At 43.1% G+C, this 24,928-nt stretch carries 16 protein-coding genes; 9 read left to right on the top strand and 7 right to left on the bottom strand.

Features of this window, described 5'->3' with window-relative positions:
• The first annotated feature begins 24 nt into the window (after positions 1-24).
• The 4 genes from R1T43_RS19520 (at position 25) to R1T43_RS19505 (ending at position 4,950) form a co-directional block, all read left to right on the top strand.
• On the top strand, positions 25-1,080 hold the full coding sequence (locus tag R1T43_RS19520; protein ID WP_317351222.1) for a UDP-glucose--hexose-1-phosphate uridylyltransferase: 1,056 nt from the start codon (positions 25-27) through the stop codon (positions 1,078-1,080).
• Positions 1,073-2,212 (top strand): galactokinase, encoded by a 1,140-nt coding sequence (galK, locus tag R1T43_RS19515; RefSeq protein WP_317351221.1) that lies wholly within the window; start codon positions 1,073-1,075, stop codon positions 2,210-2,212. Before R1T43_RS19520 ends, galK begins: the two co-directional genes overlap by 8 nt.
• Positions 2,213-2,484: 272 nt before the next feature.
• The gene (locus R1T43_RS19510) at positions 2,485-4,047 is read left to right on the top strand and encodes a sodium/sugar symporter (RefSeq protein ID WP_126872640.1); all 1,563 of its coding nucleotides are present in this window, start codon (positions 2,485-2,487) and stop codon (positions 4,045-4,047) included.
• 315 nt (positions 4,048-4,362) lie between these two features.
• Positions 4,363-4,950 carry a single-stranded DNA-binding protein gene (locus R1T43_RS19505; RefSeq protein WP_159528021.1) on the top strand — a complete coding sequence of 196 codons (588 nt, stop codon included), beginning with the start codon at positions 4,363-4,365 and terminating at the stop codon, positions 4,948-4,950.
• A gap of 112 nt (positions 4,951-5,062) precedes the next feature.
• Here the strand turns inward: R1T43_RS19505 and R1T43_RS19500 are convergent, their stop codons facing one another.
• Positions 5,063-6,310: a response regulator gene (locus tag R1T43_RS19500; RefSeq protein ID WP_317351217.1), complete on the bottom strand. Its 1,248-nt coding sequence runs from the start codon at positions 6,308-6,310 to the stop codon at positions 5,063-5,065.
• Positions 6,294-8,975, bottom strand: coding sequence for an ATP-binding protein (locus R1T43_RS19495; RefSeq protein ID WP_317351216.1), 2,682 nt, complete (start codon positions 8,973-8,975; stop codon positions 6,294-6,296). Before R1T43_RS19495 ends, R1T43_RS19500 begins: the two co-directional genes overlap by 17 nt.
• 289 nt (positions 8,976-9,264) lie before the next feature.
• On the opposite strand from R1T43_RS19495, the gene R1T43_RS19490 reads away from it, so the two are divergent.
• From R1T43_RS19490 to R1T43_RS19470, 5 genes are all read left to right on the top strand, one after another.
• Positions 9,265-10,497 carry an EAL and HDOD domain-containing protein gene (locus R1T43_RS19490; RefSeq protein WP_317351214.1) on the top strand — a complete coding sequence of 411 codons (1,233 nt, stop codon included), beginning with the start codon at positions 9,265-9,267 and terminating at the stop codon, positions 10,495-10,497.
• A 138-nt stretch (positions 10,498-10,635) separates the two neighbouring features.
• On the top strand, positions 10,636-11,547 hold the full coding sequence (locus R1T43_RS19485) for a dihydrodipicolinate synthase family protein (protein WP_317351212.1): 912 nt from the start codon (positions 10,636-10,638) through the stop codon (positions 11,545-11,547).
• A gap of 66 nt (positions 11,548-11,613) precedes the next feature.
• The gene (locus tag R1T43_RS19480; protein ID WP_317351210.1) at positions 11,614-12,792 is read left to right on the top strand and encodes an MFS transporter; all 1,179 of its coding nucleotides are present in this window, start codon (positions 11,614-11,616) and stop codon (positions 12,790-12,792) included.
• Positions 12,793-12,953: 161 nt separating this feature from the next.
• Positions 12,954-14,225: an acetylhydrolase gene (locus tag R1T43_RS19475; RefSeq protein WP_317351209.1), complete on the top strand. Its 1,272-nt coding sequence runs from the start codon at positions 12,954-12,956 to the stop codon at positions 14,223-14,225.
• Positions 14,226-14,447: 222 nt separating this feature from the next.
• A complete protein-coding gene (locus R1T43_RS19470) occupies positions 14,448-15,563 on the top strand; it encodes a hypothetical protein (protein WP_317351208.1) in 1,116 nt (371 codons plus the stop codon).
• Positions 15,564-15,608: 45 nt separating this feature from the next.
• On the opposite strand, the gene R1T43_RS19465 is transcribed toward R1T43_RS19470, so the two are convergent.
• The 5 genes from R1T43_RS19465 to R1T43_RS19445 form a co-directional block, all read right to left on the bottom strand.
• Entirely contained in the window at positions 15,609-17,753 is a 2,145-nt protein-coding gene (locus R1T43_RS19465) for an alpha-galactosidase (protein ID WP_317351207.1), read from the bottom strand.
• A gap of 240 nt (positions 17,754-17,993) precedes the next feature.
• Positions 17,994-19,457 (bottom strand): SLC5 family protein, encoded by a 1,464-nt coding sequence (locus R1T43_RS19460; protein WP_211069102.1) that lies wholly within the window; start codon positions 19,455-19,457, stop codon positions 17,994-17,996.
• Positions 19,458-19,478: 21 nt separating this feature from the next.
• Positions 19,479-20,228 (bottom strand): SapC family protein, encoded by a 750-nt coding sequence (locus tag R1T43_RS19455; RefSeq protein WP_057794618.1) that lies wholly within the window; start codon positions 20,226-20,228, stop codon positions 19,479-19,481.
• Positions 20,229-20,243: 15 nt separating this feature from the next.
• Complete coding sequence (locus tag R1T43_RS19450; RefSeq protein ID WP_317351203.1) at positions 20,244-21,779, bottom strand: tryptophan halogenase family protein; 1,536 nt, start codon at positions 21,777-21,779, stop codon at positions 20,244-20,246.
• A gap of 105 nt (positions 21,780-21,884) precedes the next feature.
• Positions 21,885-24,677, bottom strand: a complete 2,793-nt coding sequence (locus R1T43_RS19445) for a TonB-dependent receptor (protein ID WP_063458043.1) — start codon at positions 24,675-24,677, stop codon at positions 21,885-21,887.
• Positions 24,678-24,928 lie beyond the last annotated feature (251 nt).

Here is a 24,928-nt window from a genome sequence, read left to right as displayed (position 1 = left end):
GCCAAATAAATAGTGAGAGAAATTATGGGAAAGCCCTTCGACCCAACTGACGATCCACATCGCCGTTATAACCCATTGCTAGGTGAATGGGTTTTAGTGTCGCCACATCGCGCTAAGCGCCCTTGGCAAGGACAATCTGAAGAGCCTTCGAACGAGCAAAAGCCATCATACGATCCCACTTGCTATTTATGCCCAGGCAATACTCGGGTTAACGGTGAAGTAAACCCTCATTACACTGGCACTTTCGTTTTTGAAAATGACTTTGCTGCATTGAAAAAAGATACCCAACAAGCCAGCGAAAAGAGTGGGTTATTCCAGTTTGAAACCGAGCAAGGTTGCAGCCGTGTTATCTGCTTCTCTCCAGATCACAGCAAAACGTTGCCGGAACTTACCGACGATGAACGCACTGAAGTGGTGAATTGTTGGAAAGCACAAACCGAAGAGCTAGGTAAAGAATTTACTTGGGTTCAAGTGTTTGAAAACAAAGGCTCAGCAATGGGATGTTCAAACCCACATCCTCACGGTCAAGTATGGGCACAGCAGCACTTACCTTCAGATCCGGCGAAAAAGCTAGTTCAACTTGGTCAATACTACGCAGAAAACCAGCGCCCTATGCTGCTTGATTACGCCGAACAAGAAGTTGAAAAGCAGGAGCGCGTAGTTTGCCAAAATGATGATTGGGTTGTCGTGGTGCCATACTGGGCTGCTTGGCCTTTTGAAACCTTATTGCTTCCGCGCTTTAACGTACAGTCATTAGATAAAATAACCGATGCTCAATCGTACTCGTTGGCACAAATTATTGGTGATATCACCAGCCGTTACGACAACTTATTTGAAACGTCATTCCCGTATTCGATGGGCTGGCATAGTGCGCCGTTCGATAACGAAACGCATCCAGAATGGACTGTACACGCCCATTTCTTCCCACCACTTTTACGCTCAGCGAGTGTACGCAAATTTATGGTTGGCTACGAAATGATGGCTGAAGCTCAGCGCGACCTTACGCCCGAGCAAGCTGCAGACCGATTAAAAGCACTGCCTGTAGTGCATTATAAGAAACGCGAGAACACCAATGGATAACCAGTTACTTTCATCAGAATTTACACGTTGTTTCGACGCAGAGCCTACGCTTATTGCCCACGCGCCAGGTCGAGTAAACCTCATCGGTGAGCATACCGACTACAACGAAGGATTTGTGTTTCCAGCCGCCATTAACTTTGGTACGTGGGTTGCTGCATCAAAACGTGATGACAACGACATAGTAGTGTCTGCGCTTGATTATGAAAATCAGCAAAACCAGTTTTCACTGGCTGATATTCAGTATGACGATAACCAAGGCTGGGCGAACTATGTGCGTGGCGTGGTTAAAGTCCTTAAAGATGCCTTACCTGATTTTGCTGGTGCTAATCTTGTTGTTACAGGCAACGTGCCACAAGGTGCGGGTTTAAGCTCATCTGCTTCTTTTGAAATCGCTATTTTGAAAGCCCTTAGCGCACTATATGAGTTACCGCTAGACGGTGTTCAAGCGGCCTTACTTGGTCAGAAAGCTGAAAACACCTTTGTGGGTTGTTCGTGCGGCATTATGGATCAGTTGGTATCGGCAATGGGTCACGAAGGAAGTGCAATGTTGCTTGATTGCCAATCACTGGCGATTGAACATTCTCCACTGCCATCATCACATCAAATTGTGATCATTAACTCAAATGTAAAACGTGGCTTGGTAGACAGCGAATACAATTTGCGTCGTGAACAGTGTGAGCAAGGCGCGTCGTTATTAAGCGTTCCTTCGTTACGTGAAGCGACTATTGAAGTGCTGGAAACCGCTAAGCCTCATATGCCTGAAGTGGTTTATCGACGTGCCCGTCATATTATTACTGAAAATGCGCGTACATTAAGTGCCAGCGAAGCATTGAAGGTAGGTGATATCACCACCGTGAGTGAGGCGATGGCAGAATCTCATGTTTCTATGCGCGACGACTTTGAAATTACCGTACCGCCCATTGACTACCTTGTAGAAATTATTGGTGAAGTATTAGGTAAAACTGGTGGCGTTCGCATGACCGGTGGCGGTTTTGGTGGCTGCGTTGTGGCGTTAGTTCCAACCGACTCAGTAGATGCGGTTAAGCAAGTGGTAGCCGACAAGTACTTCGATGAGACTGGCTACAAAGCCGATATTTATGTATGCACAGCCACTCAAGGTGCCTTTGCTTAATTTTTTCATGTAATACACAAGACTCCCGTTAACGATTACTTGTGCCCCTTGCGTTGTTTTGAATTTCAAGACAACGTTTTTTTGCCTTAAATTTATATTTCTTGTTCATCTAAGTTAATGAAATGTGATATTAATGATGCGCTTTTTGGCGAAGTCATAAAGAAAGTCATGGTGTGGACTTTAACTTTAATAATAATAATACCAATAGCCTTCATCGACCCTGCATCGAGAAAATTCGCACCGCAAAACTAAAATAATCGTTGGGAAAAACTATGAAATTAGCATCGTTAGACATCACAGTGTTTGTGATCTACGTGGTGGCGCTTATCGGCATCGCATGGTGGGTATCAAGGGAAAAGCAGGGGCACGAAAAAGATACGAACGACTACTTCTTAGCAGGCTCTAGCTTGCCATGGTGGGCAATAGGGGCCTCGCTGATTGCGGCAAATATATCGGCAGAGCAGATCATTGGTATGTCAGGCTCTGGCTACCAGCTGGGATTAGCTATTGCCTCTTATGAGTGGATGGCAGCCATCACACTTATTATTGTAGGAAAATACTTTTTACCCATTTTCTTAAAGCACAAAATATATACCATGCCGCAGTTCTTAGAGCAGCGTTACGACCATCGAGTGCGTAAAGTCATGGCAGTATTTTGGTTAGGGGTTTACGTATTTGTAAACTTAACCGCGGTCTTGTGGTTGGGCGCCTTAGCCATTAACACCATTGCTGGTGTGGACATGGTTTATGGCATGATATTCCTAGGTGCTTTCTCGCTGGCTTATTCGTTATACGGCGGGCTAAAAGCCGTGGCACTTACCGACATTATTCAAGTGGTACTGTTGATATTTGGCGGCCTGTTTTTATCTTACACCGCGCTTAATTTAATCAGTGGTGGTAATGGCCCTATTCAAGGTTTTATTGACCTAAGTAACCAGCTACCTGAAAAATTCGATATGATTTTATCGAAAGATAATCCGCATTATATGGACTTGCCGGGCATTTCCGTACTCATTGGTGGTATGTGGATAATGAACCTGTCGTACTGGGGCTTTAACCAATACATTATTCAGCGCACATTGGCGGCGAAAAGCCTACAAGAAGCCCAAAAAGGGATAGCGTTTGCAGCATTCCTTAAACTGTTAATGCCATTAATTGTGGTGTTACCAGGCATTGCGGCAGTGCTATTAGTGCCGGAGCTTTCAAAGCCTGATCAAGCCTACCCATCACTAATGAGCATGATGCCAGTAGGGTTGAAAGGGGTGATTTTTGCCGCGTTAGTAGCCGCAATAGTGTCGTCGTTAGCTTCGATGACCAACAGTGTATCGACCATATTTACTATGGACTTATACAAAGACAAACGCCCAAATGAAAGCCAACATCACTATGTAAAAGTAGGCCGTATTGTTAGCTTTGTATCGCTTATTATTGCCATGATTACCGCAAAACCATTATTAGGTAATTTCGACCAAGCCTTTCAATATATCCAAGAATTTACAGGCTTCTTTACGCCAGGTATTTGCGCCTTGTTTGTATTGGGTATGTTCTGGAAGAAGACCACAGCAACCGGCGGACTATGCGCCGCTCTCGGTTCGTTTGTACTTAGTATTGTGTTCCGTCAATTCTGGCCTGAACTGCCGTTTATTGACCGCGTGGGTATCGTGTTCTTACTTTGTGTGTCTGTGGCTATTATTGTGTCGCTTGCCGAGAAAAAAGGTGTACATGAAAATGCAGTAGATTTAGATGAGGTCGAATTCGCTACCACCAAAGGGTTTAATATTGCAGCCTTTGCCGTAGTGTGTTTGCTTATCGCCTTCTACGGCGCTTGGTGGTAAAGACTGCTGCTGTTAAAAAACTGCTGGTGGTAAAGCGCTGCTGGCGGTAAAAAGCCACTGGAGGTAGAAAGTAACGGGTAATGGTTTGTGCGCTTAATCTATCAAGCGCCCAATAAAACCATGCGAAAGTTCAGCCGACAAGCTATGAATATTTTGATAGCGTTCAAATTTGAAAGCACACGGGAGAGAAAAAACTTAATTTCTCCTGTTCAAAATAAGATATACTAATCGGCTAATATCGATGAAACTTTCGCACTTGTTGTTGTCACAAAGTGATAGAGCAGCAAGGCACTAAATACGTTACAGGAGACACCAATGGCAACGAAAGGCGTTAACAAGGTCATACTTGTGGGAAATCTAGGTAATGATCCTGAAGTACGATACATGCCTAACGGTAACGCCGTTGCGAACCTAAGCTTGGCTACCAGCGAAAGCTGGAAAGATCCGCAAGGCCAAATGCAGGAACGCACTGAGTGGCACCGCCTTACTATGTACCGTCGCTTAGCAGAAATTGCCGGAGAATACCTGAAAAAGGGTTCTCAAATTTACGTTGAAGGTAAATTGCAAACGCGTAAGTGGCAAGATCAGTCTGGCCAAGACCGTTACACTACAGAAATTATTGTAGACCAAATGCAAATGCTTGGTGGTCGCGGTGGTGAAGGTGGCGGTGGTAATGCGGGTGGCGGTTATCAACGCCCTCAGAATAACCAGCAAGGTGGATACCAGCAACAAGGTGGCCAAAGCCAAGGTGGTTATCAGCAGCAAGGCGGCCAAAACCAAGGTGGTCAAAATCAAGGCGGTTATCAACAGCAAGCGCCTAATCAAGGCGGTGGTCAGTCACAGCCTAAGCAGCCTCCAATGGCTGAGCCAGACTTTGACTTTGATGACGACATTCCGTTCTAATTTCTGATGAGCGTGTTTTAGGACTGACTTAGAACATAGCGTTTCAAGAATAGTAAAAAGCCCTTACATTAAGGGCTTTTTTTGTTTTAAAAATACATATCTAAATATCAGTTTAGGTGCTTGAAATATACTTTTCTATCAACCTATCAAACGAACTTTTTTGTAGGGGCTTAATAATGTAACCCTTAGCCCCTTTTTGCATCGCTTTAGTCACCGTAGCTTTATGCTTATCTCCTGATAGCATGATGATAGGTGTATCAGCATTTAGGCTTTGCTGTGAGGCCGCTTGGCCTACAATGTATATGCCGTTAGTGTCTGGTAAATTCACATCCATTAGCACAAGGTCGTACTTTTTGGCGGTTAAAGAAGCGAAGGCTTGCCTGCCTGTGGTTACGGCATCACAATGCATCTTATATTTATCAATCAATCGCTTAGTTAATTGAAGACTAATAATGTCATCCTCAACCACAAGGATAGATGGCACACCGTTCTTTTTTTCTAGTACTTTTTCAGGGTCGATATCTTGGTTGTATAGTCGGTTAAAGACATAGCCTTTGTCTTTTTCGTCTGCGCTAGTTTCAGTGCTCGCACCTGTCGTTGCTTCTTCAGCGTTAGTATTTGGCGTTAATTCTGCGGTTTTTAAATCGAGGGTTTTTTCTAATAAGCTAATTGCCCTTGCTTGTAGTTTAATTAACTCTGGACGAATTTGGTCTGACTTTATTTTAGATAGGGTCTCTTGTAACTTGGCAATATCAAGGTCTACGGACTGCTCCATTTCTACCCGTGTTACTGCTCGTTCTAATGCGTTCTCAATTTCTACAATAGAGCTTTCAAACTCTGACTGTAATTGATTTTTATAATCTAGGCCTTGTTTTAAAGCCTGCTTTATTTTGTCATCAAAATGGTCGATTTTGCTAAAGTAGGTTTGTTGAGCCAGCATCTCTTTATCTTGAACATGTACCCCTAATTCGGTAAATAAATGTTCGCAAATTAATATAATGCGATGTAGTTCATAAACCGGTCGGGCAATCATGTAATCATCGATAATCCCCGCCGCATGGGCTTCATAAGCTTCTCTTTCAAACTGACGAGGTATTAAACTAACAATTTTATGATTGCATAGGTGGTATGATTTCAGTGCTTCCAGTGTGCGGTAATAAGTAAACAGGCTTTTCTCTAATGAGTCGCCGGTTAATAAAAGCACTTTAGGTTTTGTATCAATCAATAACTTGCATAAATCTCTTAAAGAATCGCACGTAACATAGTCTTCAAAATGTTTCTTAATAACCTCAAGAACGATTTCGTCACTTTGTGGCTCTGTAATGTAGAGTACAATTTGTGCTTCACTTGATTGAGTCATGATGTTCCAAATACTTTCTTAAATGAGCTATGAGCGCTTCGATAGCGAGTTTCATTTCTTCCCAATCCAACAAAATTAGTTGGTCTACTGGATCTTGTCTTCCTGCGAGCTCCACGGCTTCGCATTTTTGACTTAGATGATACGCGCCAACAATTCTGGCGCTACTTTTCAATTTGTGAGCAAGCTTCGAGAGGGCTTGCCAGTCTTCGACATCGACCAAGTCACACATGTGAGGGAAATCTTTGTGCAGGTTCTTTTCAAATCCGCATAGATAGTCGTATTCCTCTTGCGGGCTAATATCGCCAACGATTTCGGTTAATGCTGAAATATCAAAAACACGGGTGGGATCAATCTTACTATTTACCTCGCTACTGTCATCAAAAAAGTCGTCTTCAAAGAAGTGAGCTTCCGGTTCAGGTTCAACTGGTGTTGTTTCTATAGAGGAACTCGGAGTGGGCTGCTCGTTATTAAGACGGCTAATTAGTTCTGCTAAGGTTTGCAAGGTTAGCGGCTTCATTAAAATTCGGTCGACACCCACTTCGTTACAGTGTGCTTGGCACTGCTTAGAGTTATCTGCGGTTAGGATTAGCATGGTGGCCTTAGGTCGCTGTTCACTTTCTTCTAAACCTCGCAAAATACCTATCAGTTCTCCGCCAGTAATGACGGGCATTTGGTAATCGCTAATCACCACATTGAATGGCTGTTGTTCAAAGAAAATAATGGCTTCTTCAGCAGACATGGCAAAGCTTGCTTTAATGTTCAGTGCACCAAATTGTTTTTTGAGCACGTAAATATTATCTGGGTTGTCTTCTACTACTAATATACGTAATCGGTCAGAAATATTTTTAGGCGACGTGTTGGCAGAGGTTGTCGACGAAGCAGCGGATTGTGGTGCTGCTAAGTTGAATAATTCGGCTAACTTAAGCGGAACGAGATGAATCTGCTTAACCGTTGAGTGAGTGTGGGCATGCATATTAACGTTATCTACAAGCAACGCGGTTTGGCTTGTTAGCATAGTAGACCTGCTATCCTGCAATGCCTGTTCAGTTTTAATCAGTCCAGCTTCACTGCTACTAGATGCATCTAATAAATAGAAATGGTTTGGTAATGCATTGCCCGGCAACGAATCTATGAAGCGGGCGCTAAAATGGAACCGCTCAGCGTAACGCTTCAAATCGTTAAAAAAGACTGCGCTGTTAGTCTCAAAAGTAAAACTGCCTAAATTGGCTGGGGCTAACTCAATCTCCGATGCAGAACAAGCTTCTAGTGGTAGTTGCACCACAAAGGTAGAGCCTTTGCCTAGCTCACTGTCTACATAGATACCTCCACCCATCAACTGTACTATCTTTTGACAGATGCTTAAACCAAGCCCGGTGCCACCAAACGTTTTGTGAATATCATCATTAGCTTGGGTGAAGCGATCAAAAATCGTATGTACTTTAGTACTCTCTATACCAATCCCATTATCAATAACGTTGAAGTGAATGTAGTTGGTTAAATCATCTTGCAATACCTCAAGGCGAAGTGTTGCGTTTAGCTTTTGATTAAACTTCAGACCATTGCTAATAAGGTTTGTGAGTACTTGGGTGAGGCGTAGTTCATCTACACTAACAATTCGAGATATGACGGGGTCGACAAACAATGTAAGCTCCACATTTTGTTGCTTTGCTTGTCCATAGAAGGTGTTAATTAGTTCTTCACAAAGTACTCTCAAATTAACGTCTGACGGTGAGAGCTGAACCATATTGGCATCAAACTTAGTGAAATCTAAAACATCATTGATGAGGCTTAACAACGACTTAGAACTTTTAGACACTCTTCTTAACAGCTCATTCCCTTTCAGTTCGTCTTGATGTTCACATAAATCGAGTAGTCCAATAATGCCGTTCAATGGGGTGCGTACCTCATGACTCATTGCTGCCATAAAGTTGCTTTTTGCATTACTAAGGGCGGTTGCCTCATTGAAAGAACTTTCAAGTTGCTCGTTTAGCCCTTTAATTTGCGATTCATTGATAATAAGGCCGACACGCCCCCCTGTGAAAGTGAGATTGTCGCGATACTCATAGAATTGTCCATCGGGGGCGGTGAACGACAAAGACATCTCTTGTTTACTATTAAATTTCCGTCGTAAAAAACGATAGGTAACAGCCTGTAGATGGCTATCCCCTTGTGCGAAATAGTCACTAAAATCGTTAAGAATGGAATCTAACGGCACACCGTTTAAACTTTTATTCCCGCAAAAAGGGAATATGTTTTGAAATTGCTCATTAACCAAGTCAATTTTTCCGTCGCTACAAATTATTGCTGCATCGGGTATCTTATCGATGGCGGTAACTAAGTTATAGTATCGTTTTGCCAGCGCAGATGGCTTAGAGCGAGCAACTTTAACTAGCGTCCTCCCATGTTCCATAGGCATGGCCGTGCACAGTTTTTCTTCGCCTTCTATCACGCAAAAAGCCAGTTCTTGCTCGCCGTTTAGCAAAGGTACTATGGCATCTATAATAATTGGCAAATTGGAAGACAGCGCCTCACTCTCATTCAATTTATTATTTGAAGCCAGAATGTCCAAGTCGTTATTGACCACAAGCACGGGGTGATAAAACAAATTGATGAGACTTTGAGTTTTTTTCAGGTCTCTATTAATTTCAATATCTTTTATAGTCATGAAAAGGTGGTCTATTATTGAAGAAGCGCCAAACAGTTTTGATAAAAGCTTTTCTTAAATAGTTATTATATAAGGCTTTTCTAATTAATTTTATTCTCGCTTTGTAATAAAGCCAGTTAAAACCGCGACAATTTTAATGTAGATGACAATAGCGATAATTGCGAAGATCAGCGTGGTCTGGATAAAGGCAATTCTTGCTTCCAAATGCATTTTGCACACGGGCATTGTTGATGCATTTTACTTAGTGGCCGATTTTCAGCCGCTGCCTAGTAATCTTATGGAGTAGCCTATGGTGAAGGATGTGTTAACTGCAAGGCAGCTTGTATTTAACGAAAATCACGAAATCTATGCTTGTGAGTTCTTATGCTTAGATGAAGGGGCGGAAGATGCCTCCTCAAGCGTAAATGTGTGCCCATCAAAAAAGTTTATGACCACAAAGCGATTAGCCAGTGTTTGTGAAAGCATTACTGAAAGTGAACGGCATTTAGATGTACCTATTTTTATCAACGTCGATCAAACGTTTTTGAGTGAAACTGACGATATTTATGCGGTAAAACCAAACATCATTTTGGAGATATTGGCTTCGGTAGAGCCTACGGAATCAAATCTGAAACGTATTCAGCAATTGCGACGCAAAGGCTTTGATTTTGCGCTAAGCGAATATGCATTAGACCCATCTAAAGCTTCTTTTTTTAAATACCTCAAAGTAATAAAAGTTGATGTGCTTAACGTGACCCAGTCTCAACTTAGTAAAAGCCTACCAATTTTAAAGAAGTCGAAGTGCTTAATACTGGCAGAAAAAGTAGAAAGCCAGACGGTATACGAAAATTGTAAAGCGCTAGGGTTTGACCTATTTCAAGGCGACTTCCTTGAAAACCCCACCATTAATGGTGGTAAAGAAATAAGCGAAAAACAAAACAGTAGTCTGCAGCTAGTGTCTGAATTCAGTAAAAACGACATAGAGGTTGATAAGGTCGCAGAAATCATTTCATTAGATCCTGTGCTGACCACTAAAATTTTGCTCTTAATTAACTGCCCGCTTTATCAACTGGTTCGAGATGTAAACAGTGTACGGGAAGCCGTTGTTATCTTAGGGCTAGATGTTGTTAAGCAGTGGGCAATTGTTATGTCGCTAATGTCTGTTTCAACAAGCCCAACCGAATTATTCCGCTGCTTATTAACACGGGCAAAAACCCTTGAACTGATTGCTTTAAGTCGTCAACATGAGGACGGTACACTTCATCCGCTAGAATGCTTTCTAGTGGGGTTGTTATCTGGTGTAGATGCCATTTTTAAAGTGAACATGGAGACATTAATCGGCAGTTTGAAGCTAGAAGCCCATTTAAAACAAGCGTTACTGACACATGACAATGCGCTGGGAGCCTTGCTTACCAACGTTATGGGCATAGAGCGATTTGATAGCCAAACCTTCGAGCGCTTATCTAACCAAGAAATTTGCCTTTATGGCCGTTGCCAACAAGATGGCGCGTTATGGGCAGATACCGTAATGAAGAATCTATGATCAGCTTTTCAATAGCATAAAATGTTGTTCTAGTTTAGAAGGTAACGACATGTATGTGGGTGAATGATAGGTGTAAGATTGATGTATAGTAACGTTAATCACTTAAATACATCGCTGCCCTTCGCATTTGGAGCTGTCATGTTCACCGGATTGTGTGCTTTTCCTCTAACGCCATTTCACCATGAAAAAATTGATTTTCACGCTTTTGAAAAGTTAATTAGTAACCTGAAACAGGCAAATGTCGAGTCGATTTGTGCAATGGGGTCGACAGGTTTATACCCCTATTTATCGAGAGATGAGCTCGTTAAGGTAACAACAACGTCAGTAGAAATAGCTGGCGACACGCCGGTAATGGTAGGCATTGGCTCACTGCGTACCTATGATGTATTGAAAAACGCAGAAGCGGCGCAACAAGCCGGTGCGAATGCGCTACTGTTAGCGCCGGTTTCCTATCACCCGCTACACGAAGCAGAAGTATTTGCCCTGTACGAGAAGGTGACCGCTGAAATCTCAGTCCCCTTATGTATTTATGAAAACCCTGGAGTGACCCAGTTTAGTTTCAGCGACGAGCTATATCGCCAAGTTACCCAACTTCCCAACGTTGGCGCGATTAAAATTCCAGGGATGCCTTTTGCTGATACTGATGGTAATGGAAATGAGGCAGGGAAAACACGACTTTCAAGCCTGCGAAATATAGTGCCAGAGCATGTCGCCATTGGGGTAAGTGGTGATAAATTTGGTGCATTGGGAATGCAGGCAGGATGTGATTTATGGTTGTCTGTGCTAGGAGGGTTATTCCCCAATACGGTGAAAGCTCTGATTGCGTTGAGTCAATCAACATCGCCGCAAGCAGCGATAGTAGAATCTGAAAGCTTGGCCCCACTATGGGATTTATTCGCCCGTAATAAAGGTGGTATGCGTGTAATAGCCACCGCGGCGGCAATACTGGGTTACACAGAAGCAAACTGTTTACCACATCCGTTACAGCCCCTTCAGGGCGAAGATAAACAGAAACTCGAAGCGTTGTTAACGCAATTATCATTGGATTAAGTTAGACGTGACCCAGCGTGAATCTGTCGCCAATGCAACAGCCCTGAGCCAAAAAGTAGCCCGCCCTTGAACAAAGAACGTTTTTCACCATTACTCAAATACGTTGTGGCCGCCATTATTGCGCGCACGGCAACAGGTGGTGCAATTGTTGCCATCGTATTGCTCGCTAGAAACCTTGAGCTTGATGGGAAAGCGGCGGGCATTTTAGCGGCGTGTTTAACGCTGCCCCACTTGTTAGGGCCAGTATACGGGCGTTGGTTAGATGGGGTTTCGCAGCCTAAGTATCTTATTAGCGCGGCGGCGCTGAGTTACACCTGCTTTTTTCTTTTGGCTATATTCAGTTTTGATAAGCATTTGGCTTGGCTGTTGGCGTTTTCATTGTTGTTAAGTGGTGTTTGCAGTTCATTTATCATGGGGGGATTGGGCACCCAGCTGCCAAGTTTAGTTAGCGCAAGTAACACATCCCTTAGAAAGGCGCAAAGCTGGGATACTATTACCTATGGGGTAGGGCACACATTGGGGCCGTTTATTATTGCCTCCTTGTCGGCGCTGTTCTCGACGAAGGTGGCTGTCAGTGTACTGGTGTTGACACCTATGTTAGCTGGTATGCTCATTTTAACGTTCCCTAAAAAGCATGTACTGCAGAAAAGTGATGCCTCATTAGATATAGGGTTTAAAAGCGTATTTTATGCGTTTAAAGACTCGAGCGCATTGGTACGTACGTTAGTGATGACATCGGGTGCGGCATTCAGTATTGCAGCCTTGCCCGTATTGGCGGTTTATCTTAGCGAACATTGGCAGCATGTAGAGCATCATGGCGCTTATCTGGTCACAGCATACGGGGTAGGAAATTTAAGTGGTGCGCTATTTCTCATCTTTAGGCCACTCTCGAAAGAGCCCTTAATATTGTTAAAGCGTTCAGGAAGCTTTTTGTTGGTGGCGTTACTGGCCACAACCCTAAGTCCTTCTTTCGTTCTTGGTGCGGCGGGCTACTGGTTGTGTGGTGTAGCCAATGCCATATTCTTTACTTCCAGCCTAGCGGCACGAACTGAGTTTGCCCCAGCGCACAGCGCGGCGCAAACGTACATGTGGGTTGCCGCAGCTAAGGTGGGAGCAGGCGCAATAGGGGCTTTAGTTGCTGGAACCTTGTTAGTCCAAGGGGTAACTGTTTCACTGGTAACTTCTTGCGCTACCCTCGCACTCATTCTTATCGTGTGCTTTGCTGTATTCAGAGTACAAAAATAACCTTTAGGTTATACGTTTACATTTCTTGTTTTCAAAATTGCCGTTTAAATTTACCAGTCTTATTGATGACAATTCATTTAATCAATGGGCTATGCCTTGTGTAATAAGGTCATAGAGGTAATATAGGCTATGCACAATAATTAACAAAAAATTAGCAAATTATGAAAACGTTATCCCTGTTATGTACCGCAGCATTATTAGCAGCCACACCGGCATATTCAGCGCAGACGCTTTATCAAGACTATCCTAGTGATATTACGCCCGAGCTAAGTGAAAAAGGCGCCTACCAAGTGGGTGTTAAAACCTTAACCGTTAACTATCCTAAGCCGGTAGTTACCTTACAAGGGCAGGTTGTTGACCGTGCGTTGAAACTGGAAGTTTGGTATCCCACCACTGATAGCGGCGCGTCAACAACGTATGAAAACCAAACCCGCAGTGGTAACGAATTTAGCATTCAAGCTGATGCTATTCGCGATGCCAGTGTGGCAAAAACGCAAGACAGTTACCCTATCGTTGTGTTATCACACGGCTATACGGGTTATCGCACAATAATGTACTACCTTGGTGAGCACCTAGCGTCTCATGGTTATATTGTGGCAGGGATAGACCATACTGACTCTACAAACGAAGATGTAGATTTCGCTAATGCCCCTTATGCTGGTTTCCCTAGTACTTTATTAAATCGCTCACGAGATCAAGTGTTAACACTTCAAGCGGTGAGTGAGCATGCGCTGTTTAGCGGTGTTGCCGATACAAAAAACGCTGGGCTTATTGGCTATTCCATGGGTGGTTTTGGTGCGGTGAATACCGTTGGCGGATGTTATGAATTTGGCGCTGAAGCTACCGCTAGCTTTACTGGCGTAACCGATCCGGAAATTATCAGTGCGTTACAAAATGCACTTAACACCTGTGCTGGTGGCAACGCCGACGCTAAAAGCGTAGATACACGCTGGAAAGCGGCTATGGCTTTAGCGCCGTGGGGCGGTCAACACAAAGTGTTTTCAGAAGATGCACTCAGTAATATTAAAGTTCCAATGCTATACGTAGCCGGCGATCATGATGATATATCTGGTTACCAAGGTATACAGTGGTTATTTGAAAATACGGGTAACGAAAACAGTAAACTGCTTACGTACAAAAATGCCAGACACAATATTGCTCCCCATCCAGCCCCTAAAGAGGCATTTGGCAACGAGTTCGATATTGGCCATTACTTAGAGCCAGCATGGCGTTCAGAAACCATGAATGACATTAACGAACACTTTGCATTGGCTATGATGGAATGCCATGTGAAAGGAAAAACTGATTTTTGTGCTTATTTAAATGTTGAAGGCGATAGTGGACAAGTTGCTGTAGACGGCAAAGTGCCAGAAGTTTGGAAAGGCTTCGACAATCGCTATGCGTTAGGCTTAAAAATGGATGATAAACCTTAGCCTAAATCTAAACCTAAGATATAGACGCAAACCTTACTATCTTCAACAACGAAAAATAGCGTGTAGGCCTAACCATGTTAGGCCTTTTTTGGTTTTGCTTTGTATTTTTCCCATAAGCGAACAGTTCATGTAGAAAGACATGCTTTGTTACTTATTCAATTAGAGAAGTCATTTTAAGCATGCTAGTTTACTACTTCACGCTTATTCATTTGAGGCAAAGGAATGTTCCCCCAGCGAAATCAAAACAACTTAACTGCTCTCTACCGTTTGTTTCCATGTGCTGTTACCGCGTTAAAGGCTGCACATGTAGCCGGGCTGCTGTGTTTATCATTCTTTGTTTCATTTGCTAATGCTAATTCATTACCTTCTGACGATGCATTAGACGCTATGTTTCAAGCGCAGGATTACGAAACGATAGTGAACGTACTTGAACCCATACCGTCGAAAACTCCGAAGCAATATAACGTGTTAATTTCGGCGTTAATGAATACAGATTTAGATGATGCTGAAGATATGGCGGCTAAATTTGTTAACGATCATAAAGACAATTACCGCGCCTACCACATGCAGGCTAACGTGATGGGGGCGCAAGCAATGGATAGTGTTTTCTCCGCCCTAGGTTATGCCAAAAAAGCCAAAGAGAGCCTACAAAAAGCGATTGAAGTGGCACCAGATGAAATTGAGGTTTATCAGGCGCTAATGCAATTTTACATAGTGGCGCCGTCTATCGCTGGTGGCGATATAGACGAAGCTAAAATACTTGCCGATAAAATTACGCAAATGGATGCACTTGAAGGCAAGTTTGCAACTGCAACAGTATATGCAGCTGACGATAAAGCTACTGAAGCAAAGGCGATGTTAAACGGGCTTAGCGAGCAGCCTGAGTTCGAAGTTCGTGCACGTTTGGAACTTGGTCGATTGCATATAGATGGTGAAGAATACGATGACGCGATAGCCGCGCTAACCCCTTTATTAAGCACTAACGTAGCTAAAGCCCAAAAATCTGATGCACAAGCGTGGGATGCCTATTCAAACCGCAAATTTAGTCAGCTTTATGGCACCTATCGTATAGGTTGGGTTGCGGTAGAAACCAGTCAATATACTGAGTCGGGTATTAATGCACTTAACTATTACTTGGCTGAATTAGAGGCAACAGATATTGATACCCATCAGTTGCCAAGTAAGAACTGGGCTAATTTACGTTTAGCCGAGCTGTTTCTAAATGCTGATGATGTATCAATGGCCTCTACCACCCTTGCTAAAGTGACAAAAGACGGTGATAAGCGTTTGGCAAAAATAATGAAAAGCCTTAAAAAACAAATAAAAAAGCGAACCTAGTGGTTCGCTTTTTTTGAAGCTTTATGTAATGTGTTTTTTACTACACTACACCGCTTTAACGGTATAGATAAGCGCAGTTTGCGGGAATAATACCGGCATTTGCATACCGTACTTCATTAACGCTTCACCGCTAAATACTTGCCCATCGGTTTGTTGCAAAATAGACGGAGAGTATTCTTTTAAGGTACCCGGCCATACGCGTTCAAGGGTGTATGACTTATCAGCATCAAGCCCCGCAAAATAGAAACGAGAAGGCATGGTACGGCCAGTTTCTTTTACGCTGTTGTAAGCAAATATACCTTCCGCTTTATCTTTCGATACATAGCCAAATTTCACGTTAAGGCCATCGTCATCCATACGGAATAAATCGCCGCCGTGGGTAATATGGCGGTATTTTTTGTATAGCGAAATCGCTGATTTTAGGGTCTCTTGCTCGTGCTCAGTGAGCTCACGAGGGTCCATCTCAATACCCATATGACCAAACATCGATACTGCTGAACGAATTTCAATAGGTAAGTTACGCCCTGTAATATGGCAATCACGAGGCCCTACGTGTGCACCCATCACTTCAGAAGGGAAGAAGTATGAGAAACCACGCTGAATGTATAAGCGGTCTAGTGCATCGTTAGAATCCGACGTCCAAAAACGGTCGGTGTGAGATAAAATGCCCAAGTCCACACGGCCACCACCAGAACAACAGCTTTCAATTTCAATACCCGGATGTGCCGCTTTAACACGGTCAATAAGGGTATACAAAGCTGCCATTTGGCCATGCATTGCAGGTTTACCTTGTAGGTTTCCTGGGTGGTTTACATCTCGGTTCATGTCCCACTTAATATAGCTAATTTTAGGGTAGGTGCTTAGTACGTCGGTGATGACTTTATATAGGTACTCAACCACTTCAGGATTCGTTAAATCAAGAACGTACTGATTACGAAACGGAACATGAGGGTTATTCTTAGTGTGCAGTGCCCATTCAGGATGTGCACGGTACAAGTCGCTGTCTGGGTTAACCATTTCTGGTTCAAACCATATTCCGAATTCCATGCCTTTATCGGTAACGTGGTCAATAAGCCCATCTAGCCCTTCTGGGTAAATGGCTTCATCAACAGTCCAGTCACCTAAGCCCGCTTTATCGTTTCTACGGCCTTTAAACCAGCCGTCATCTAACACAAAACGTTCAATACCTAGCGGTGCTACTTTATCGGCAAGCGCTTTGAGTGTGGCTTCATCGTGGTCGAAATAAATACCTTCCCACGTGTTGTAATGAACAGGGCGGGGCTTGTTGTTTGCACTGGTGATGTCAGCGCTATGGGTTAACACATTACTTCGAATAAAGTTATGGAACTGCTGGGAAAGGGATGAAAAGCCAGCATCGCCAAACCCTGCGTAAAGTACAGGTGATGTATAACTCTCACCAGATTTAAGCGTCACTTCACCTGGAAACAATAGCTCGCCAAATTGAACGTAGCTTCTGCCATCGGCCATCATTTCTGCGCGGAATTTATGGTTAGCTGAGGCACCTAAATGAAAGCCGAAACACTCGCCCACAAGCTCACCGGTTCCATTAGCAAACGCAATTAAACCGGGAAAAGTATCGTGTGATGTTTTGCCGCGGCGATTTTCACGCACATAACTACCGAAGAACAAATCATGATCGGCAGTTTGAAATTCATTCGACCATCTACCTTCAAAGCTTTTAATTTTGCTCATGGTCGTTGGCAAGGCAAGGCTCGCCGCATTTAAGTAATTTAACTGTAACGTGCTTTCGCCTTGGTTTTCGATACTTGAGGTAAATGTAGCCACTGTCGTTTCAGCATCTAGCACTACCTCAGTAACCAACTGCATTTTTCTGTCAGTATCGACCGCTGTAAACGTTACGCTGGTATCGGTTTGCTGAATATCCGACAAGGTAAAACCTGCCGACCACTGATCTGCATCCCCTGAAATTTCAAGGCCAGGTGAGCCCGTCACCCCTTCACCGTGGGTTGGCACTAAAGAAATAGGAGGCTCGATAACCGGCGCACATTTGGCTTCTTGGCGGGTGTTAAGCAGCGCAAGCATCTCTTGCGTCGTTGCATTGTTCAACTGCTGGCCATAGTAAATCAAAGTAGGCATGCGCCCTTGGCAGTCAAAAATTAAAGTCGTTTTTTCATTGGATAAGCGAGCGAAGGCCGATAATGACGACATGAAAACCTCACAGTTATAAAGTTGTAAACAGTGTAGATAGCACTTAGTTTGTTAGCAATTTATAGCACACAAAGTAGTGCAGCTTAAGTCAATTCTATTAGATAGGGTAAACGTTTTACTATCAATGATAACGCGGTTTTGAGGCAATGAGAAATCAGACCAAGAATAGCCTTGCCGTATTGTTATTATTTTGTATGAAAACCAGGGAAGGTGTTTGCACAACACCTTCCCTGTTTAGTGTTACTGAGCTTTTTCTTCTTTGTACAAAGCCAAACTAAATTCAGCTTTCTGATTGAAGATGACCTTATTAGATATTAGTGCAAATGATACACAGGCAATCAGAGTGACAAACATTAAGTGAATGTAGTGCAGCCCAAAAGGTGCATACATAGGAGAGAACTCAAAAGACATTGCCGAGTACAAGGCGACACCAAAGAGTACCGAACCAATCGCCGCATTCGCATGAACATTTCTAAACAACAAGCCTACAATAAATACCGATAAGATAGGCATGCTTAACAATCCGTAAAGCTGTTGAATAAGGTTAATAATGCTATCGGCTTGCTGGTAAACAGGGATAAGCGCTAACGACACTAAACAAAGCAGTACCGTAACGTAACCACTGAGTTTTGGAACATTTGGTGTCTTGTTAACGTAGCTTTCGTGAATATCACACACATACAAGGCAGTGGCTGAGTTCAAGTTACTATTGAATGTAGTCAGTACTGCGGCAGCCATCGCAGCTGCGAATACACCCGACAACCAATCTGGTAATACAGTGGCTACAATTTTTCCGTAAGCACTATCACCAATATCGCCAAACAGTTTGTAAGATACTATGCCAGGGATCACGATGATTGCTGGCACGATTAGTAAGCGAATGCCTGCTGCGGCAAATACACCCTTTTGTGCTTCTTTCAATGATGGCGCAGCCATAGCACGCTGAGTAATAACCTGGTTGGTTCCCCAATAAAACATCTGAATGAAGATCATACCGGTGAGTAGTGTATGCCATGGAATTGGTGAGTCGTTGTCGCCAATCAGTGTTAGTCGCTCTACTGGAATACCATCGAAGTTATAATCGATAGCTTGAAGTGCCAATATAACCACTAACACAGCCATAGTAAGCAGTAATACGCCTGAGTAAGTATCTGAAACCGCAACGGCTCTAAGACCTCCGAAGATAGCGTATAGCGCACCTACAACTACAAAAGTCACTGCAATGTACATAAGTGGTAAATCTACACCGAACATAGACTGCATAAACAATGAGCCAGAGTAGATAACCGCAGGGCAGAAAATTAGTGCACTACCTAAAAAGAACAATGCACTAATTACCGCTCGAATGTGTTTATCGTGATAGCGCTGTTCTAGCAGCTCAGTGGTCGTGGTGCATTTGAATTTGTAGTAAACCGGCAAGAATACCTTAGCTAAAACAAATAAACCTACCACAGCGGAAAACTCCCATAACGCAAGAAGCGCCATTTGGTTTCCGTTCATACCCACTAATTGATCGGTACTTAGGTTAGTAAGCGTGATACTTCCGGCTACGAAGTACCATGCAAGGCCACCACCAGCAAGAAAGTATTCTCGGTTTTGGTTTTGCGAACTACGATTTTGACCGCGACAACTTAAATAGGTTAAAAAACCGATTAGGGCAGTCACGAATACAAAAACAGACACTTGGATAGTGCTGGAAAACATTTATAAGCTCCTCGCTAAGGGTTATGACTTGCTGGTTTCGAATTTAATATTGCTTACAGAGCGGTCAGGGAATTTCGTGTTATGGAATCGAATTAACCTGTTTACTTGAAAGATAGAACCAAGAATATTGAAAACGACAGAAAGGACATTTTTTTGATTTAACGTATTTAGCTCTTCAGCGGTGAGAGCTTGAATACGGTGTTCGTTAAGAGTGGCTAAACCGCCAACCCGCTGTTGTGTGTTATCAGAAAACTCAATGACCAAATCGACAGGTTGAATCAGGCCTAATTCCGCTATTTCATTAAGAATACTTGCCGTTTGCGACATGGCTGACACGCGCTCTTTAAGTAATTTTTTCTTGTTGTCAAAATACGCAGTCGGTCGATTGGTAGATAAATAAAGTGCCTCGCCTTCACTGTGAGAAACAGCAGGTGAGTGGGTATCAATTAATACTGTAGGCTCTTGTTCAGCCGTTTCAAATTGAAGCGTAAAAGGTAGCGTCTTCAAACTAAGTGGTGTGTAAAGTGCCTGCCAAGATTGTTTAATTTCAAACACATTTTCACCCGGCGCTAAACCACAAAGAGCAGATAGTGCCCATTGATTAGCATTCGATACTTTACTGAAAAACAAAGGATATTCGCCCGCAGCTTGTATCGCTTCGCCTATTTCGATATTGACCAAATGTGATGTTGAAAACTGGCTAATAAGCTTGCTTTCATCGATACGGATTTGGTTATGTTTTTCTGGTGATACAGTTTCAAAGTTCGTCATGCTTTTATCGTTCCATTACCCTTCTAACCATTGCGATATATAATCGCGATGGTTAGGAAGGCTACTTAATTTTTGTTGAGTAATGAGCTTATTTTGATTCATTACTTTATCTGCAAGCGCTTGATCTTGATAGAAGTGAGACTGCAAACTAAAGTCGGGAGAAAAACCCATGCCGTAAAGTACATACTGATAACTTGCAGCAGGAAAAAGCTCGATAGCCGCGGAAAAGTCGGCTATCTGAGGGCCTCTATATTTCCATATTTCAAGATCTTCTTTTAACGATTCAGGAATGGAAGATGGGTCTCTATTCGCTACCCAATAAGGTTCGCTTCGCTGGTTGAAAATATAATGCAGTTTTAGAAAATCGATAATACGTTGCCAGCGATACTGCATTTGCTTATTAAATCGTTGGCTTACAATAGGCATAGCAGCTTGGGGAAGCGGCATTTGCTCAGCAATATAACGTGCTGATATTTCGATTAACATTAACGCGGTGGCTTCAAGGGGCTCTACAAAACCCGCAGAAAGGCCTACGCCAACACAGTTTCCTTTCCAGATTTGCTTTCTATAACCCGATTCGAATCGGATAACTTTCGCCTTTAACTTAGCGTCAGTGTCGCCCACGTAGTTGCGAAGAATAGACTCTGCTTGATCGTCAGAGGTGAAGTCTGTAGAAAAAACATGTCCAACACCACGTCTTGAAGATAAGCCAATGTCCCAAATCCATCCCGCTTCTTGTGCGGTCGCTTGAGTGTAAGGCTTTATCTCATAATCGCCATCGTAAGGCACATGTAGGGCAATAGCAGAATTATTGAATAGCACATCACTAGTGGAAATAAGAGGTTCTTTTAATGCATCACCAAGTAGCAATGAGCGAAAACCAGAACAATCCACAAACAAGTCTGCATGGTATTGTGAGCCATCATTTAATTGAATTGATTCAATATTGTCATTGCCATGAGCTTTTTTGACACTGTCGACGGTAGCGACTTTATGGCTTACCCCTAGCTTGTCTTTGCAAAACGCTTTAAGTAAGTCGGCAAATGCACCGGCATCTAAATGATAGGCATAATTTGATTGCGCGCTACTGTATTCCGCTTCGCTTAACGTGCGCGGTGCCATATTTTGTTCGCACACATGCTGCTGGAAATTAGTCGCATTGGCAAAGTTGGCGATATCATCAAGGTATGGCGCCATTTCAACTCGGCCATAACCTAACGGTACGGTGAAAGGGTGGTAGTAAGCGTCACCTTGGGGTTTTACCCAGTTAACGAATTTTCCACCTTGCTTAAATGCCGCAGAGCAGCGCCTAAACACTTCTTTTTCCGATAAACCAATATCTTTTAGTGTATTGCGCATGGTAGGCCAAGTGCCTTCACCCACACCAACGGTTGGAATGTCACTAGATTCTATTAAAGTAATATCGAGCCCACATTCACCAGGGCCACTGTTGTGTTTGGCTGCAATAATAGCCGCAGACAACCAGCCAGCGGTTCCGCCGCCAACAATGACAATACGTTGCTTAGATGAATGCTGAGAAGACTGTGCCATGAACTACCACTAAGTATGCGATTTATTTTATTTATTCATAGATTAACTGAAATAGCCAATTAACCTATGAATAAATGGCAGGGCTCTCACCCTGCCAATATATTCTTAGAATGAACCTCGAATACCTACTGCGTAACGAGAGCCGTTATCTTCAATAGAGTATGTTTGGTCAGCAAAGCGACCAACCTGTGAAAGTTCTTCTTCTGTTACGTTAATGCCTTCAAAGAACACAGTGAAATGTTCGTTGATGTCATAACTTGCACTTACATCCCACTGACCGTAAGTTTCTGTGGTTACTGGCTCGCCAGTAGCACCGCCTACAGAAGTGTTATCAAGCGCAAATAAGAAGGCTTCACGGTTGTTAAATGCAACACGTGCCTGGAAGGCGTCTCTTTCGTAGAACATAATTAAGTTCTGAGAATCACCAAGGCCTTCAAGTGCAAACGTTTGTGTAACGTCATCAGATACTTCAGCATCACTGTTTACAACAGTCGCGTTCGCAGTAATACCGAAACCGTTATCCCAAACGTGAGTTAGTGCAACTTCATAACCATTAACCGTTGCAGTTTCGCCATTTTGAGGGCGAGTTACTGTGTAAATCTCGCTTTCGCCATTTAACTCTTCAGTGTCAGCGACTACGTCACGAGTTGGATCCGTAGGGTCAAGTTGAACGCCTACTGCACAAGTATCTTCTGCACATCGGTAACCGTTCGCTGCACTGCGATCTGTCATAGAATAAGATTCTTCACCAGATAAGGTAACGATGAAGTTTTCAACTTCTTTACTGAACAATGCAAATGAGAACACAGAGTCGTCACTGTAGTACCACTCAAATGAGATATCCCAGTTTTCAGCTTCGAAAGGCTTAAGGTTAGGGTTACCACCACTCGCTTGTAAGTTCTGACGACGTGGCTCACCGAACGTAGTCGCTGGCGACATTTGATCCATAGTAGGACGTGATAGTGAGTCGTAACGTGAGAAACGAACAATCATGTCTTCTTGAACTTCTAACTTCACGTTGATGCTTGGAAGAACATTAGCGTAAGAGCTTGAACCAGTAATATCTTCAGCTGGCGCGAAACGGTTAGCGAACAACGTTAAGTCGGTGGTTGGAACGATATCAGAGATAAATGCCTGAACCGCAGTAACTGAAACGTTGGTCTCTTCGTAACGAGCGCCAAAGTTCATGGTTAACGGCATATCACCGATGTCGTATCCAAACTCAAGCTGTGCGTAAAGCGCAGTAACATCTTCATCGATATTGTAGTAGTTAGGTTGCAGTGTTGGTACTACTGGTGCACCTTGCGACGCTAGGTAGTCAAGGTATGCATCACCGTCATAAGTGTACCAAGTGTCAATCAAACCGCTGAAGTAGTTGTTTGCTGTAAATGGACGAATGTTTAGTTCATCGATTGGGGCTTCTGTGCCGTAACCGCAGAATAAACATTCTGAAGCAAACATTTGGTAAACGTATTTTTCACGTTCTGAACGAAGAATACCGAAATCTGCTTTACGGAAAACGTCTGAGTCTGGCAGGTATGTAAAATCAGCTTTGTATTCAGTTACTTCATCATCAGACGCTACCGTGTTTCCTAGGTCGTTGTAATGAAGGCGGTTTAAAGCAATATCCGGTAGTTGACCGTCTACGAAACCATCATGACGAACGGTTGGAACACCACCTGTGCCGTCGAACTCATAGTTATTGATGATACCAACAACGTTAAAGCGACCTTCGCCAGCGATGTCGTTTTCTGCTGTTGAGTTAGAAACATCAAACGTTGCTGAAAGTGCATCGTTAATTTGCCAATCAACATTAAGTCCGAAACCTTTACTGGTTACGTCACGAACGTTACGAGTAGAAGATACGAAGTCAGAAGCAGGGTTACCACTACCTTGGTGCAAATCAATTTCTTGTGTGAACTGAATTGCAGTGCCTGTTTCTGGGTTGATGGTAGCCGAGCCCACACGATCTGGCTCAAACCATGATGCTAAATCAGTTACTTGAGAATCAACTTCAAATTTTGATACAAAACCATCAAGGGTAATAGTTACGTCATCAGTAGGTGCGTATTGCGCAACCAATGATGCGTTAGTACGAGTACGCTCTTGCTGATCTACGATTTGATCCCAGTTGCGAGGCAGGTAAACGTTTTCAGCAATCACACCGTCGTTACGGTTTGAAAGCGTTAAACCTGGACGCCAGCCCGCGGTTTGAATTCGGTTAATTTGAACTTCACGTTCCTGATGTGAAACGGCGAGCAATAGACCAAGTTTGTCGTCTGCAAAGGTATTGCTTACTAAGAAAGAGGCTTGAGGAGATACTTCCTCAGACAAACTTTCGTACATACCTTTAACGCTGCCTACTGCTTGGAATCCATCGTAATCGAAAGGACGAGCAGTAGAAACGTTGATAGTAGAGCCGATGCCACCTGATTGAAGGTTAGCAACGCCACTCTTATAAACATTAGCACCTGTAATTTGGTCTGCGGCTAAAATATCAAAGTTAAACGCGCGACCCGCGTCATCAGAAGCTAACTGACGACCATTTACAAGTACAGTATTGAACTGAGGACCGAAACCACGCACAGTAACTTGTTGACCTTCACCACCACTACGGTCAATTGACACACCCGTAATACGTTGTAGTGATTCAGCAACGTTCAAATCTGGGAATTTACCCAAATCTTCTGCAGCGATACCATCAGAAACGGCTAAGTTTTCTTTCTTGTCAGCCATGGCACGCTTCAAGCTGCTTACAATACCGCGTACTTCGATAACCTCAACAGGGGCATCGTTCGCAGAGCTTGTATTAGCTTCTTGAGATAGTGCAACTGGCGCGTATAGGGCAGAAGCGACAGCAACACCTAAAAGTGAGCGTTTCGCGATAGGACCTATCATTGATGTGTTGGTTTTATGTGTCACTATGTTTTCTCCGTATTTCGGCTGTGTTTTACATATTTTAATTAACATTTAGCTTACATTTGGCAACTCGACCAAGCTAGTTAACATTTTCTTTACACATTCTGTAACCCAAAGTTCAATTTATTATTATTAACACTATGAATTTTATAGGGTTTTATTTATAAGGAAAAAGGTAAACGTTTTCCTTAATTTTTGATAGTAACACAAATTTACATTGTAATGACAAT

Origin of the sequence: Alteromonas sp. CI.11.F.A3, from assembly GCF_032925565.1 — a bacterium.
Taxonomy (GTDB): domain Bacteria; phylum Pseudomonadota; class Gammaproteobacteria; order Enterobacterales; family Alteromonadaceae; genus Alteromonas.
This window is presented reverse-complemented; position numbering and strand designations above follow the sequence as displayed.